Raw genomic sequence first — 14,638 nt, 5'->3', positions numbered from 1 at the left:
GCCGTGGAGCCGCGCGCCAGGCGGGCGCCTGGGGCAGACGGTCGTGCCTCCCACCGGGTCCGGACCGGTGCGCGCCGGGCGACGCGCACGCCGGTGGCAGGTCTTCGGACTCGCGGGCACGCCGACCGTGCTGGTCGGCCCCTACTGGCCGTCGCTTCCCAGGCGCCCCGTCGGGGGTGTCCAGTGCTCTTCCCGTCCTGGTCTCACGACCGGGACGGGGACGGCGTTCGTTCCCGCTCACCGCTGCGGGGGCAGTCCCGGACTCGCACCGGGTTCCCTCTTGCTCCGTCCGACCCCTCGGGGCCTCGCGAACCACCAGCGGCCGCATCGTAGCGAGAAAACCGACCCGTTCGGCCGGTGTCGCACATGGTGGACGGTCGGGCTCGTGAGCTGGGCCGACGGTCGGCGGGCGTGGGGGATGAGCGGGGACCTAGGCTCGGGGCATGCCCTCCGACACGCCCGGCACACCCCTTCCCGGCAAGCCCAACTCCGCGGCGGCGACCACGCTCAGCCAGATCATGACCGGCTCCGACACGAACCTCTACGGCACGGTGCACGGCGGCGTGATCATGAAGTTCGTCGACGACGTGGCGGCCGCGTGCGCCGGCCGGCACTCCGGTGGCACGGCCCTGACGGTCTTCATGGACGAGATGCTGTTCCTGGTGCCGGTGAAGGTGGGGGATCTCGTCCACGCCAGCGCCCAGGTGAACTGGACGGGCCGCACCTCGATGGAGGTCGGGGTGCGCGTGGTGGCGGAACGGTGGAACGAGTCCGTCCCGGCGACCCACGTGGCGAGTGCCTACCTCGTGTTCGTGGCGGTCGACGCCGAGAACCGGCCGCGTCCGGTGCCCCCGCTGACGCCGGTGACGCCCGATGACCGCCGGCGGTGGGCGGAGGCCGAGATCCGCCGCCAGCACCGCCTGGCCCGGCGGGAGGCGATCCGCCAGCACCGCACGGACAACCCGAGGAACCCGAACGGCGGCTGATCCCGGCCGGCCGCTCCCCTAGCCCCGTCGGGCAGTGGGGCCCGCGCTCGTCCCGGAGCGGCGGGTCGGGCTGTCGCGGGGGACCCGTCCGCGCCGCCGCCACAGCAGACCCCGTCGCGGGGCGAACACCAGGGCCACCACGAAGAGCCCGACCGCGGCCAGTCCGATCGAGCCGGCCACCGAGCTGTCCAGGCGCACGGCGGCCCGCTGCCCGAGCAGCGCGCTCACCCAGCCCACGGCGACGGCGATGCCGAGCATGCTGTCGAGCCGCCGGGCGACCAGCTGGGCCGTGGCCGAGGGGACGACGAAGAACGTCACGACCAGGATGGCTCCGATGCTCTCGAACGCGGTCACGGCCACGGCCGCGACCAGCACCAACAGCCCCCGTTCGACGAGCCGCACCCTGATTCCGGTGGCCTCGGCGAACTCGGGGTCGAAACTCGTGAGCACGAGCGGACGCCAGAACAGGACGACGACGGCCAGGACGACGACGGCGGCGGCACCGGTGATCAGCAGGGACCGGGGCACCTGGGTGCCCCCGAGGTCCAGGGTGCGCAGCGGCGCGAAGGTCAGCTCGCCGTAGATGGTCGAGTCGAGGTCGAGGTGGACCCCGGAGGTGTACTGGCTGACGCCCAGCACGCCCAGCGAGAACAGCGCGGGGAAGACGAGCGCGATGGCGGCGTCGGAGGCGACGATCCCGCTGCGGCGGAGCGCCTGGAAGGCGAGCACGCAGACCACGCCGAAGAGGGTCGCGCCGAGCAGCATGGCGATCGTGTCCCGGCCCCCGGTCACCAGGTAGACGCCCACGATCCCCGGCAGCACCGCGTGGCTGACCGCGTCGGGCAGCAGTGCGCGTCCGCGCAGCACCAGGAAGGTCCCGAGCAGGCCGCACGACGTGGCCAGCAGGCCGGCGGTCAGGACGATGACCAGGTCGTCGGAGGTCACCGGGCGCCTCCCGTCACTCGGGACCGCGCCCCCGGATCGTGCGGGGCGCGGGGAGTCGAGCCGGCGGCACGGGGCCGGCGGGTCCGGACCAGTACCCCGCGACGAGGCGCGAACAGCACGGCGAGCACGGCGGCGGACGTGGCCAGCAGCACGATGACCGGGCCGGCCGGCAGTTCGGCTCGTCCGGCGAGGAGCGCTCCGGCGGCTCCGCTCGTCGCCCCGACGGCGGCGGACAGGGTCAGCAGGGCACCGAGCCGGGTGGTGAGTTGCCGGGCGGCGACGGCGGGGGCCACGAGCAGCGCGACCATGAGCACCGCGCCGACCGTGCGCACGCCGAGGACGATCGCCACCGCGAGCAGGACCGTGCTGGCCGCCTCCACGGCCCAGCGGGGCACCCCCGCGACGGCGGCGAATCCCGGGTCGAAGGCGGCGGTGCGCAGCACGCGGAACCAGACGGCGACCGCCAGCAGAGCGCACCCCCCTACCACGAGGGTCAGGACGACGTCCCGTTCCACCATGCCGGCGGGCTGGCCGAAGAGGTAGTCGGAGAGTCCGCTCTGGCCCGCGTTCCCGGTGCCGGCCAGCGCGGTGAGCAGCACGATCCCGGTGGTGAACGCGGCGGAGAGCACCACTCCGATGGCGACGTCCGGGCGGCTGCCCGCGTACCGTTCGAGGCCGATCACGGCCAGCGCGGCCAGGGCCGCGGTCAGCCCGGCACCCAACAGCATCAGCGGCAGGTTCTTGGTGCCGGCCACCACGAAGCCCAGGACGACCCCCGGCAGGGTGCCATGGCTCATCGCGTCCCCGAACATGCTCCTGCCCCGCAGGACCGCCAGGGGACCCAGCGCACCCGCGACCAGTCCGATGACGGCCGCCCCCACCGCGACGACCGCCTCCGGGTAGGGCAGGGGCAGCGAGGTGATCAGCCAGTTCACCGGTCCTGGCCCCCGTCTGTCGTCACCGGGGTCCACCCCGGTCCGTCCGGGGGGTCGGTCGCGGCCACGCCGGCGGGGGCGCGCGCGCCCGGCTGGTCGGTCTCCTCGCGCAGCGGGGCGAGGCCGTAGGCGTGCTCCAGCAGCTCCGGGCGGAGCACCTCGGCGGGCGCACCGTCGGCGAGGACCCGACCAGCGAGCAGCACGGCGTGGTCGAAGCGCTCGCGCACCGTGCGGAGGTCGTGGTGCACCGCGATCACCGAGCGCCCCTCGTCGCGGCAGAGCTCGGTGAGCAGGTCGAGCAGTGCGGCCTCGGTGCGGGCGTCCACCCCGGCGAAGGGTTCGTCCAGCACGAGGAGGTCGGCCCGCTGGGCCAGCGCCCTGGCGAGGAAGACACGTTGGCGTTGCCCACCGGACAGTTCGTCGAGGGGGCGGTCGGCCAGGTCGAGCACACCGGTGCGCCGCAGCGCTCCCTCGACTGCGGCGTCGTCCTCCTCGGTGAGTCGACGGAACCAGCCGCGCCGGGGGTAGCGCCCCATCTCGACCACCTGGCCGGCCGTGATCGGGAAGTCCCTGGTGACGGCGTCGCGTTGCGGGACGTAGGCGACGCGTCGACGGACCGCGCGGAGCGTGTCGTCGAGCAGGGTGAAGCGCCCGCTGGACCGGACGAGCCCGAGCGCCGCCCTGACCAGGGTGGACTTGCCGGCCCCGTTGGGTCCCACCACGGCGGCGAGCCGACCCGCCGGTACCCGCAGGGTGACCCCGTCCAGCACGTCCGCGCCGCCGTACCCGGCGCGGACGTCGGTCGCGGTGAGGGCGGACCCCTGGTGACTGACCGGCTGACCGCCCGGGGTCCCGCCCCCGACCGGGATCACCGCAGCCCCTCGACGAGCTGGTCGACGTTGGCGCGCACCATCCCCACGTACGTGCCCTCCGGGGTGCCCTCCGCTCCCGCCGCGTCCGAGAAGAGCTCGCCGCCCACGGTCACCTCGGCGCCCCTGCTGCCGGCCGCGGCGAGCACGGCCTCCAGGCTCTGCCCGGACACGCTCGACTCGACGAAGACGGCGCGCACTCCCCGTTCGGCGATCAGCGCCGCGACGCGGTCGATGTCGGCCGTGGTGGCCTCGTCCACCGTGGAGATCCCCTGGATCGCCTCGACCTGGACGTCGTAGGCACGACCGAGGTAGCGGAAGGCGTCGTGCGAGGTGACCAGGACGCGCCGCTGTTCGGGGATCTCGGCGAGGCGGTCCCGGACCTCCTCGTCGAGGTCGGCGAGCTCGACGAGGTACTCGTCGGCGGCGTCCCGGTAGGCGGTCGCGCGCTCGGGGTCCTCGGCCACCAGGGCGTCCCTGATCCCTTCGACCACCCTCGACCAGAGGCTGACGTCGAACCACACGTGCGGGTCGAACTCGCCGTCCCCCGGCTCGGTGTCGGGGGCGGCGAGCAGTTCCGACTCCGGGATGCTCTCCGCGACCCTGACGACCGCGGTGTCCCCGAGCCCGTCGAGGACGGTCTGGAGGTTGCCCTCCAGGTGCAGTCCCACGGAGAGGACGAGGTCGGCCTCGCGGAGCTGGTGGAGGTGCCCGGCCCTGGCCTGGAAGAGGTGGGGGTCCACTCCGGGGCCCATCAGTCCCGCGACGTCGACGTGTTCGCCGCCGATCCGCCGGACGGTGTCGGTGAGGAAGTTGGTGGTGGCGACGACGCGGAGGCCGGCCTCGTCACCGGTGGCTCTCGCGGTGGTGTCGTCGGTGGGCCGCAGGGCGAACACGATCAACCCGATCGTGGCCACCACGGCGACAAGGGTGGTGATCAGGATCACCCTGGCGCGGCGGCGTCGGGCCGACCTCCGGTCGGTGGCGGAGCCTGGTCGTTCGTCGGGCACGATGTCCTCCCGGTCGTGCTGGCCGGCGGCGATCACCGCCGCCGACAACCCCACACCCTAGTTGAAAATCATTATCATTACGCCCGCTGGTCAACCCATCGGGGACACCGTGTCGCGCGCGCACGTGACCAGCGAATCGCTACTCGCAGTCATGAAGATCCACACCCAAAGTCACCGTACCCGGTTATGAGGCAGCCGGGAATATAACGCATCACAACCGGCAACACGCCACCATATTGGGGGTGCGCGAGGCACGAACCCCAACATGTAGTCTCTTGGCCGCTGATGGTTCGGGAGGCCCGACGACGGGCCGACCGAGGCAAGAGGGAATCCGGTGCGAGTCCGGAACTGCCCCGCAGCGGTGAGTGGGAACGACCGCCGTCCGATGGCGCCCAACCCTGGGGACCGGGTGCCTCGAGAAGCACTGGAGCCCGGCCAGGGCGCCGGGAAGCGACGGCCAGTAGAAGCCGGCCAACGGCGGCCGGAGCGCCCACGAGTCCGAAGACCTGCCGTCAGCACGCGCACCGACACCAGGGGTGCGCTGTCGTTCGGACGGCTTCGAGGGTGGGCCGGGCGGGCAGTCTCGCGGGACGGAACCGTGTCTGGGGCACGGCCGTCCGCGATGCCCGCGCGTCGCGCCCTCCGCAAGTCACCGCAGCCGAGCACGCGAGGAGAGCGTCGTGACCGTACTGGCCAGCCAGTCCCCCACCCCCGCCGCAGAACCCGGCCCCTCGGTCCCTCCCGGTCTCACCGTGCGGGACCCCCAGGGACAGGTGGTGCCACTCGACGCCGACCGCCTCCGGCTGGTGGTCGCCGAGGCCTGCGCCGGTCTCGACGGGGTCAGCGAGCGGGTCGTGGTGGAGGAGACCGTCCGCAACCTCTACCCCGGGATCACCTCGGCCGAGTTCGAGACCGCGCAGATCATGGCCGCCCGGACACTGGTGGAGAACGAGCCGCAGTACTCGCTGGTCAGCGCCCGCCTCCTGCTGGACAAGCTCCGCCGCGAGGCACTGGAGTTCCTGTTCGGACCCGGCCAGCAGGCCAGCCAGTCCGAAATGGCCGAACGCTACGCCGAGACCTTCGCCGCCTTCGTCCACCGGGGGATCGAGCACGAGCTGCTCGCCCCGGAACTGGCCGAGTTCGACCTGGACCGCCTCGGCCGCGCGCTGCGCCCCGAGCGTGACCTCGACTTCCAGTTCCTGGGTCTCCAGACCCTCTACGACCGCTACCTCCAGCACCACCGCGGCGTTCGCTTCGAGCTGCCGCAGGCCTTCTTCATGCGCGTCGCGATGGGGCTGGCGCTGCGGGAGGACGACCGCGAGGGCAAGGCGATCCAGTTCTACGAGCTGCTGTCGTCCTTCGACTTCATGTGCTCCACGCCCACGCTGTTCAACTCCGGCACCACCCGCCCGCAGCTGTCCTCCTGCTTCCTGACGACGGTGGCCGACGACCTCAGCGGGATCTTCCACGGCATCCGCAACAACGCGCTGCTGTCGAAGTACGCCGGCGGGCTCGGCAACGACTGGACCCCGGTCCGGGGGATGGGCGCCCACATCAAGGGCACCAACGGCCAGTCCCAGGGCGTCGTCCCCTTCCTGAAGATCGCCAACGACACCGCCGTCGCCGTCAACCAGGGCGGCAAGCGCAAGGGCGCGGTCTGCGCCTACCTGGAGACCTGGCACATCGACATCGAGGAGTTCCTCGACCTCCGCAAGAACACCGGTGACGACCGCCGCCGCACCCACGACATGAACACCGCGAACTGGGTGCCGGACCTGTTCATGCGCCGGGTGGCCGCCAACGAGCAGTGGACGCTGTTCTCCCCGGACGAGGTCGCCGACCTCCACGAACTCTCCGGCCCCGCCTTCGAGGAGCGTTACCTGGCCTACGAGGCGGCCGCCGACAACGGCGAGATCCAGGTGTACCGCCGCATCCGCGCCGTCGACCTGTGGCGGCGGATGCTCACGATGCTCTTCGAGACCGGGCACCCGTGGATCACCTTCAAGGACCCCTGCAACCTGCGCTCGCCGCAGCAGCACGTGGGCGTGGTGCACTCCTCGAACCTGTGCACCGAGATCACGCTGAACACCTCCGCCGAGGAGGTCGCGGTCTGCAACCTGGGATCGGTCAACCTGGCCAACCACATCCGGCCGGACGGCGACGGCGTCCCCCGGGTCGACCAGGCCCGCCTGGAGCGCACCGTGCGCACCGCCGTGCGGATGCTCGACAACGTCATCGACGTGAACTTCTACACCATCCCCGAGGCCCGGACCTCCAACCTGCGGCACCGGCCGGTCGGGCTGGGCCTGATGGGCTTCCAGGACGCGCTGTTCACGCTGCGGCTGCCGATGTCGTCCCAGGCCGCCGTCGAGTTCGCCGACGAGACGATGGAGGCGATCAGCTACTACGCGATCTCCGCGTCCAGCGACCTCGCGGAGGAGCGCGGCAGCTACGAGTCCTTCGAGGGCTCGCTGTGGAGCCGGGGCATCCTGCCGATCGACTCCCTGGAACTGGTCGCCCAGGCCCGGGGCGGCGAGAACTTCGAGGTCGACCGCACCACCCGGCTGGACTGGGACACCCTGCGCGAGCGGGTGCGGGCCAAGGGAATGCGCAACTCCAACGTGATGGCCATCGCCCCCACCGCGACGATCTCCAACATCTGCGGCGTCGGCCAGTCCATCGAGCCGCTGTACCGCAACCTGTTCGTCAAGTCCAACATGTCCGGTGACTTCACCGTGGTCAACCCGCACCTGGTCCACGACCTCAAGGAGCGGGGGCTGTGGGACGAGGACATGATCAGCGATCTCAAGCGCTACGACGGCAGCCTCGGCCAGATCGACCGGGTGCCCGCCGACCTCAAGGCGCTCTACGCGACCGCCTTCGAGGTGGACCCGTCCTGGCTGGTGCTGGCCGCCTCCCGCCGGCAGAAGTGGATCGACCAGGCCCAGTCGCTGAACCTGTACCTCGACGCCCCCAGCGGCCGCAAGCTGGACGCCCTGTACCGGCTGGCCTGGCGCAGCGGCCTGAAGACCACCTACTACCTGCGGTCCCGCGCGGCCACCGCGGTGGAGAAGAGCACCCTGCGCGGCACGGACGGCAAGCTCAACGCGGTGTCGCCGAACCTGCCCTCGGCCTCGGCCGCCCCGGCCGCCGCCCCCGCGCCGGCCGCTCCCGCGAAGCCCCAGGACGCCGACGGCGCGGCGTGCTCCGTGGAGGACCAGGAGTGCGAGGCCTGCCAGTGACGACTGGCGGGTGGGGCCGCCGTACCGACATCGCCGGCGGCCCCGCTCCAGCGCCCACCGCGCTCCCCCACCGAACTCTGGAAAGGACCAGGACGTGACCAACACCGAATCGCCCTCGACCGACACCACCGGTCTCGGTGAGATCGTCCGCGACGCCGAGCGCGTCAGCGTCGACGACAAGGCGATGATCAACGCCCGCGCCGACGTCAACCAGCTGCTGCCGCTGAAGTACCACTGGGCGTGGGAGAAGTACCTGGCCGGCTGCAACAACCACTGGATGCCCACCGAGGTGTCCATGCAGGCCGACATCGCGCTGTGGAAGTCGCCGAACGGCCTCACCGACGACGAGCGCCGCCTCATCAAGCGCAACCTCGGCTTCTTCGCCACCTCCGAGTCGCTCGTGGCCAACAACATCGTGCTGGCCGTCTACCGGCACCTCACCAACCCGGAGTGCCGGCAGTACCTGCTGCGCCAGGCCTTCGAGGAGGCGGTGCACACCCACACCTTCCAGTACATCTGCGAGAGCCTCGGCCTCGACGAGGGCGAGTTGTTCAACATGTACCGCGAGGTGCCCTCGATCACCGACAAGGCCGCCTGGGCGCTGAACTACACGCAGAACCTGGAGGACCCGGAGTTCCGCACCGGGACCCACGAGGCCGACCAGGCCTTCCTGCGGGACCTCGTCGCGTTCTACGTGATCTTCGAGGGCATGTGGTTCTACACCGGCTTCGCGCAGATCCTCTCGCTGGGCCGCCAGCACAAGATGATCGGCATCGCCGAGCAGTACCAGTACATCCTGCGCGACGAGTCGATCCACCTGAACTTCGGCATCGACGCGATCAACCAGATCAAGATCGAGAACCCGCACCTGTGGAGCGAGGAGTTCCAGGAGGAGGTGCGCGGGATGCTGCGGGAGGCCTGCGACCTGGAGGTCGCCTACGGCCGCGACACCATGCCCCGGGGCATCCTCGGCATCAACGCCGAGTCCTGCGAGCAGTACATGCACTTCATCACCAACCGCCGCTGCGCCCAGCTGGGCCTGGAGCCGGTGTTCCCGGAGACGGACAACCCGTTCCCGTGGATGTCGGAGATGATGGACCTGACGAAGGAGAAGAACTTCTTCGAGACCCGGGTCACCGAGTACCAGAGCGGCGCCGCCCTCGACTGGGACTGATCGCCCGCCGGGTCGAGGTCCCCGGCCCCTGACGGGGCGCGCGGCACGACCGGCGGCCTGGCTGCCCGCGAGGGCGAATCCCCGGACCCGACGCACGGGTCCGGGGATTCGTCATGTCGGGGCCGATCAGCCCCCAGCGGGGATGATGTCGCGAGCGGGCGTCACCAGTCCGGCCAGTCGATCTCCACGCCGATGCACTGCTCCCGCATGGCGACCGAGGTCCCGGTCAGCGCGTAGTACGCCCGCCCGTCCGCGTCCTCGTAGTCGATCCTGATCCGCTCGGTCGCCGCCCTCGGCCCCTCACTCCGCAACCCCACGGCGAACCACCACTCCTCCCCCGGCCCCAGCACCGCCCCCGGCGCCACCACCCGATCAGGCCACCCCTCCCCAGCTTCGTCCGGAGGAGGCGGGTAGACGGCTCCGTTCACCGGCCCCTCCTCGGGGACGAACACCGCCTCGACCAGACCCATCTCCACGGGATTGACCAACGACACCCCGGTGACGGTGACCGGACCGCTGCCCTCGTTGGTGACCGGTCCGGCGTTGGTCGTCGACGTGCGCGTCCGCTCGTCCGGAGGCAGGCAGTCCCGTGCATGCGGCTCGGCATCGACGCCACCCCCCGCCAGCAACGGACCGTGGCCGGTGGGAGTGCCCGGCCAGTCGGCCGCGACGAGGGAACTCGCCGCCGCCACGGCGAGCACCGCCCAGCCCAGCCGTGGTCGGTCCCGCCGCCCGCGCGGTGGTCCCACCGCTCCACGCGCCCCGGGCGGCACCGACGCCCCCCGCGACCCGAGTTCCTCGTTCTCGGACACGTCTCCCCCTGCCGCGCCGTCGACGGCGCACCGGTCGACGCTACTGACCGGAGCCCGCCGGGGACACGGCCGAACGGCGGCCACCGGCACCGCCGTTCCGGCTCCGTGCCCGGCCCCGGGGGCCGCCCGCGCCTCGGGACCGGGCTTGGCGGCGGATACCGGGTCGCGCCTCAGCGGGGGGAGACGATCCGCAGTGCGCGGAGGCGGCCCAGCGCGGCGGCCACCTCGAAGCGGCGCGGGACGGCGAAGTCACCCAGGTGCCGCGGGCCCAGCTCCGCCGGGCCGCCGGCGAGCAGCTCCCGCTCCACGAGCAGCAGCGCCTCCGCCACGGTGCGCGACCCGTCGAGGAAGCCCCGGCGCACGGCCGCGTCGAGCGCGAGACCGACCCCGACGAGCTGGGCCGGGTCCACGAACTGCTCGACGGAGCGCAGGTCGATCTCGTCCTCGCCGAAGACCAGCGCGTCGAGGCCGCGTGCCTTCAACCGGCGTTTGCCCCTGGCCTCCGGGTTCACCGAGGCCGGGTCCACGACACGGGCCCCGGGCAGCGGGAACCCGGTGGCCTCCTGGCGCCGGCCGGTGCTCAGATGGGCCAGTTCCCTGGCCCGCCCGGTCACCTCGTGGGGCCGGTAGGCGTCCATCATCACCACGTGGTCGGCCACGTCGAGGTAGTCGCCCGACCCGCCCATCACCAGCATGGTCGACACCCCGTGCTCCCGGTGCAACGGCCGCACGAGGTCGATGAAGGGCGTCAACGGCTCCTTGTCCTTGGCGACCAACGCCTGCATCCGGGCGTCCCGGATCATGATGTTGGTGGCGGCGGTGTCCTCGTCGATGAGCAGTGCTCCGGCGCCCGCCTCCAGCGCCTCCACCGTGGCCGCTGCCTGGGAGGTGGACCCGGAGGCGTTGTCGGTGCTGAAGTCGTTGGTCGGGGCTCCGGTGGGCAGGTGGGCGACGAAGGCGCTGACGTCGAGGCGGCGCACGGACCGGCCGTCCTCGGCCCGCACCTTGACGGTGTCCGCGCGGGCGACGACGAGCTCCCGACCGTCGCCGGGCAGGTGGTCGTACACGCCGCGCTCGACCGCCCGGAGCAGCGTCGACTTGCCGTGGTAGCCGCCGCCGACCACGACGGTGATGCCGCTGGGCACTCCGAGCCCGGTCACCTCGCCCCTGTTGGGCAGGGTGACGGTGCGGGACAGCTCGGGCGGGGCCTGGAAGGGCACCGCGTCGGCGAGTGGTCGGTCGTCGACGCCGCTGCGCCGGGGCAGCACCGCGCCGTCGGCGACGAAGGCGACCAGCCCGAGTTCGGGCAGGCGGTCCCGGAGCCAGACGGCGTCCTCCACGGTCTCGACCGCGCGCAGCACCTCGTCGTGGGGCAGCGCGGACCACCGCAGGGTCTCCAGGGCGGCGGGGAGCCGGCGGCAGAGCGCGTCCCTGGCGCCGTGCCCGTCGATCCGGCGGCCGTGGCCGGGCAGGTCGACCGCGAGGCGGAGCACGAGTTCGCCATCGACGACCTGGCCGGCACTGCGGTCGAGGACCTCCTGCCCCCCGGCGTCGACGTGCAGGGGCGTGCCCCGCACCCCGTCCCGCAGGTGGCGGAGGAGGAGGGTGGCCAGCGCGCGGGAGCGGGCGGGGCCGCGCCAGCTCTCCTCGGGGTAGTGGGTCTCCGAGGCGGGGACTCGCACCAGCAGCCGGCTGGGCGGCGCGTAGGGGTCGGACTGCGCCCGCACCAGCGTCAGCCGGAACCACCCGAAGTCCCACTCCCCCTCGGCGGCCCGGTAGCGGCCGTATCCGCTGCCGTGACTCTCCGCCAGGAGGTCCGCCAGCTCGTGCGAGGTTCCCCTCGGACCGCCCGACCCCGGGGTGGGAGGCGGACCACCCCGGGACGGTCCCGACGAACCGGTCGGGCCGCCTCCGCCACCCGGTCGGGACCAGCGTCCTCGACCGGGTGGTCCCTGGCGGCGGCGTCCATCTCCCGTAGCGCGTTCCCTGCTCATCGCGCATGTCCTACCACAGCGGCGGCGAGCTGTCCCTCCTGGCGGGTCCCGAGCACTCCGGGCTCCTTCGAGATCATTTCGTGATTGAGTGGTGAATCGTCGCACCGGGACCCGGAAGCGCGCCGACGTCGAACGGTGTGAATTGCGAGTGAAAGTTACCGAGAGCAGCCGGAGACACGATCTTCCTCCCCGTTCCGGAAATTTCACGAAAACCGACGCAACCTCGCCACCCCCTCGCACGTCCTCCCTTGTTGAGGCTCGCCCCGGGCGCCCTCGACCGTCGTCGGGATGACATCGCCCACTCGGCGGGGGTGCGGTTCGTCACCAGCGACAGCCAGGGCCACCAGCGGTGATGTACGAAGGAAGGACGAAAGGGGTTCCCGAGGGAGACGAATTCCACACTGCTACTGTTCTGAGCCATGCCACTCAGGACTGCGTCCGCACTCGGCAGGAAAGCGACATTGCGAACCAGACTCCGCGACGCCATCTATTCGCGTTACGCGAAACGTCTGTCCGGTCAACTCGCGGGCCGGCCGCGCCCTCGGCACATCGGTTTCGTGGTGGACGGGAACCGGCGGTGGGCGAAATCGGTCGGTCTGAGCACCGTCGACGGGCACCGCGCGGGGGCCGAGAAGATCAAGACCCTTCTGCGGTGGTGTGACGAGCAGGGGATCCGGCACGTCACGCTCTACCTGCTCTCGACGGAGAACCTCAACCGGGGACCGGAGGAGCTGAAGCCGCTGATGGAGATCATCGAGGGCGTGGTGAACGACCTCGCGGCCGACGGCAACCCGTGGCCGGTGGAGATCATCGGCACCCTCGACATGCTGCCCGGGGACATGGCCCGCAACCTGAAGACGGCGGCCGCCCGCACCCAGGGCCGGCGATCGGGTGCCCAGGTCAACGCCGCGATCGGGTACGGCGGCCGCCAGGAGATCGTGGACGCCGTGCGCTCCCTGATGCTGGAGCACGCCGCCACCGGCCGGGGGATGCGCGAACTCGCCGAGGAGGTCAACCCGGCCCTGATCTCCGAGCACCTCTACACGCAGGCCCAGCCGGACCCGGAGATCATCATCCGAACCTCCGGCGAACAGCGGATCTCCGGTTTCCTGCTCTGGCAGTCCGCCGAGGCCGACCTGCACTTCGCCGACTGCTACTGGCCCGCGCTGCGCTACGTCGACTTCCTGCGCGCGCTGCGGTCCTTCGCCGACCGCCGTCAGGTCGCCGGTCGCTTCCCCTCCCTCGGCTCCATCCACTGAGGCGTCACCCTCTCGCGCGGCGGCCGAGTTCCGCCGCCCGCCGTCGCGGCCACGCCCTCCCGCCGCCCCGCGCCCCGTCCGGCGGCGTCCGCACGAGGTCTCCTGGCGTACCGACCAGGAACCGCCAGGCGATCACCAGCCCTCGCACCGCCCGGTCACGTCCGCCGGTGCGGCCGTTGGCGAGGGACGTCGGGGCGGCGCCACGGATGCCCCGGTTGTGCCCGGCCCGCAGGACGCGGTCGGGTGCGCCCGGGGCACCGCTGCCCAGCCCTGGCTAGAACGGCGTCCAGTTCCGCATGTCGTAGCCGTGGAACGCCCCGCCCCGACGCACCCCGTCGACGACGGGCCCGTAGGACCAGTCGACGTCCCAGGGGATCGTCTCGAACGGCGCCCCGGACGTGGTTCCGTCCGACCGGACCACGACCGTTTCCTCCTGGTCGTCCACGACCGCCTCGATGACCAGTTCCCACCGGCACCAGCAGGTGCGGGACACGACGAACAGTTCGAAGCCGTGCTGCTCGTGTTCCGCCAGGTCGAGGGTGTACCTGTCCAGGTAGGGGGCGAGTGGCCGCAGGTCGGGCGGGGTGCCGGGGGCGGGGTGAACCGTGTGGAGGCGGAGGTCCGAGGAGTCGAGGTCGACCAGGACGGGGTGGACGTCGTTGGCCCCCTGCCCGACCGTCGCCAGCAGGGTTCCGGCGGGCGGCTCCGCTCGATCCACCACCCGCACCTCCAGCCCTCGGACCAGCACGGGGTCCCTGCGCTGCCCGACCAGGGTGATGTGGTGCTTGGACACGGGGACCCAGTCCCCGTCCACCTTCGCCTCGTCGAGGCGGAGACCACCCAGCCGCCGCATCGCCTCGTCGGCGTCCCCGCTCTCCTCGGGGGTGCCGCCCACCTTCCTGCTCAGCAGCTCACCGGCCTGGGCGAGTTCATCCGCGTCGAGGGCGTCCTCGAAAGCCCAGCTCCAGTCGTCCGGGCCGAGCTGGCGCACCTCGACGGCCAGCGGCGGCCGGGCTGACTCCGCCTGTTCCTCGGCCTCCTCGACGGCGCGCTGCGCGGCGACCTCCTGTTCGCCGGCCTGGCGCAGCGCCAGCCACGACGCGTACTGCTCGGTCACCACCGCCAGCACGAGGGGCACCACGACCACGGTCGCCACTCCCACGACCCACCCGGCTCGAACGCGCCGACGAGGCCCTGGCTCGCGGTGCCGCCAACCCGCCAGTTTCGAGCGTCGTCGCACCGCGCACCCCCATCAGCTGGACGATGGTGCCACCAGGTCAGACGCTAGCGAGGGGGGTTCCCCGGTGGGGACTTTCCCGCGAGTTCGTCCGGAAACCCCCCGAACGGCGGCGAGCCGTACGCCGGCTGGCGGCTGGCGGGTCCGGAGCGCGGCGCTCCCCGCACGACGGCGG

11 protein-coding genes and 2 riboswitches are annotated in these 14,638 nt (G+C 72.1%); of the genes, 4 read left to right on the top strand and 7 right to left on the bottom strand.

What is annotated here, in order from left to right:
• Positions 1-78: 78 nt before the first annotated feature.
• A riboswitch (cobalamin riboswitch) is annotated at positions 79-332 on the bottom strand.
• A 111-nt stretch (positions 333-443) separates the two neighbouring features.
• A complete protein-coding gene (locus C1701_RS21910; protein WP_026418741.1) occupies positions 444-986 on the top strand; it encodes an acyl-CoA thioesterase in 543 nt (180 codons plus the stop codon).
• 18 nt (positions 987-1,004) lie between these two features.
• Here the strand turns inward: C1701_RS21910 and C1701_RS21905 are convergent, their stop codons facing one another.
• From C1701_RS21905 to C1701_RS21890, 4 genes are read right to left on the bottom strand one after another with little or no spacing between them, the layout of a single operon-like run.
• Positions 1,005-1,931, bottom strand: coding sequence for a metal ABC transporter permease (locus tag C1701_RS21905; RefSeq protein WP_103056534.1), 927 nt, complete (start codon positions 1,929-1,931; stop codon positions 1,005-1,007).
• On the bottom strand, positions 1,928-2,866 hold the full coding sequence (locus C1701_RS21900; protein WP_103056533.1) for a metal ABC transporter permease: 939 nt from the start codon (positions 2,864-2,866) through the stop codon (positions 1,928-1,930). Before C1701_RS21900 ends, C1701_RS21905 begins: the two co-directional genes overlap by 4 nt.
• Entirely contained in the window at positions 2,863-3,738 is an 876-nt protein-coding gene (locus C1701_RS21895; RefSeq protein WP_443098130.1) for a metal ABC transporter ATP-binding protein, read from the bottom strand. The genes C1701_RS21900 and C1701_RS21895 overlap by 4 nt, the downstream gene beginning before the upstream one ends.
• A complete protein-coding gene (locus tag C1701_RS21890) occupies positions 3,735-4,799 on the bottom strand; it encodes a metal ABC transporter solute-binding protein, Zn/Mn family (protein WP_081715416.1) in 1,065 nt (354 codons plus the stop codon). The genes C1701_RS21895 and C1701_RS21890 overlap by 4 nt, the downstream gene beginning before the upstream one ends.
• Before the next feature lie 215 nt (positions 4,800-5,014).
• Positions 5,015-5,273, top strand: a riboswitch (cobalamin riboswitch).
• 161 nt (positions 5,274-5,434) lie between these two features.
• On the opposite strand from C1701_RS21890, the gene C1701_RS21885 reads away from it, so the two are divergent.
• Together C1701_RS21885 and C1701_RS21880 are read left to right on the top strand one after the other, a co-directional pair.
• Complete coding sequence (locus C1701_RS21885) at positions 5,435-7,987, top strand: ribonucleoside-diphosphate reductase subunit alpha (RefSeq protein ID WP_337662313.1); 2,553 nt, start codon at positions 5,435-5,437, stop codon at positions 7,985-7,987.
• Positions 7,988-8,081: 94 nt separating this feature from the next.
• Positions 8,082-9,161, top strand: a complete 1,080-nt coding sequence (locus tag C1701_RS21880; protein WP_016700898.1) for a ribonucleotide-diphosphate reductase subunit beta — start codon at positions 8,082-8,084, stop codon at positions 9,159-9,161.
• A 161-nt stretch (positions 9,162-9,322) separates the two neighbouring features.
• On the opposite strand, the gene C1701_RS21875 is transcribed toward C1701_RS21880, so the two are convergent.
• Both C1701_RS21875 and C1701_RS21870 read right to left on the bottom strand, forming a co-directional pair.
• Positions 9,323-9,973, bottom strand: coding sequence for a hypothetical protein (locus tag C1701_RS21875; protein ID WP_103056532.1), 651 nt, complete (start codon positions 9,971-9,973; stop codon positions 9,323-9,325).
• A 170-nt stretch (positions 9,974-10,143) separates the two neighbouring features.
• Positions 10,144-11,967 carry a P-loop domain-containing protein gene (locus tag C1701_RS21870; protein WP_051313931.1) on the bottom strand — a complete coding sequence of 608 codons (1,824 nt, stop codon included), beginning with the start codon at positions 11,965-11,967 and terminating at the stop codon, positions 10,144-10,146.
• Positions 11,968-12,386: 419 nt separating this feature from the next.
• Here C1701_RS21870 and C1701_RS21865 point away from each other — a divergent pair, with 419 nt between their 5' ends.
• On the top strand, positions 12,387-13,226 hold the full coding sequence (locus C1701_RS21865) for an isoprenyl transferase (protein ID WP_051313930.1): 840 nt from the start codon (positions 12,387-12,389) through the stop codon (positions 13,224-13,226).
• 274 nt (positions 13,227-13,500) lie between these two features.
• On the opposite strand, the gene C1701_RS21860 is transcribed toward C1701_RS21865, so the two are convergent.
• Positions 13,501-14,388, bottom strand: coding sequence for a hypothetical protein (locus C1701_RS21860; RefSeq protein ID WP_155886120.1), 888 nt, complete (start codon positions 14,386-14,388; stop codon positions 13,501-13,503).
• Positions 14,389-14,638 lie beyond the last annotated feature (250 nt).

It is taken from the genome of Actinoalloteichus sp. AHMU CJ021, assembly GCF_002895405.1.
Classification (GTDB): domain Bacteria; phylum Actinomycetota; class Actinomycetes; order Mycobacteriales; family Pseudonocardiaceae; genus Actinoalloteichus_B; species Actinoalloteichus_B caeruleus.
Note: the sequence above shows the minus strand (reverse complement) of the source record. Positions and strands in the feature narration are given on the sequence as shown.

Excerpts from the sequence above, each read along its gene's own strand:
- C1701_RS21910 (WP_026418741.1), top strand. The coding sequence starts at position 444 with ATGCCCTCCGACACGCCCGGCACACCCCTTCCCGGCAAGCCCAACTCC.
- C1701_RS21870 (WP_051313931.1), bottom strand. The coding sequence starts at position 11,967 with ATGAGCAGGGAACGCGCTACGGGAGATGGACGCCGCCGCCAGGGACCA.
- C1701_RS21865 (WP_051313930.1), top strand. The coding sequence starts at position 12,387 with ATGCCACTCAGGACTGCGTCCGCACTCGGCAGGAAAGCGACATTGCGA.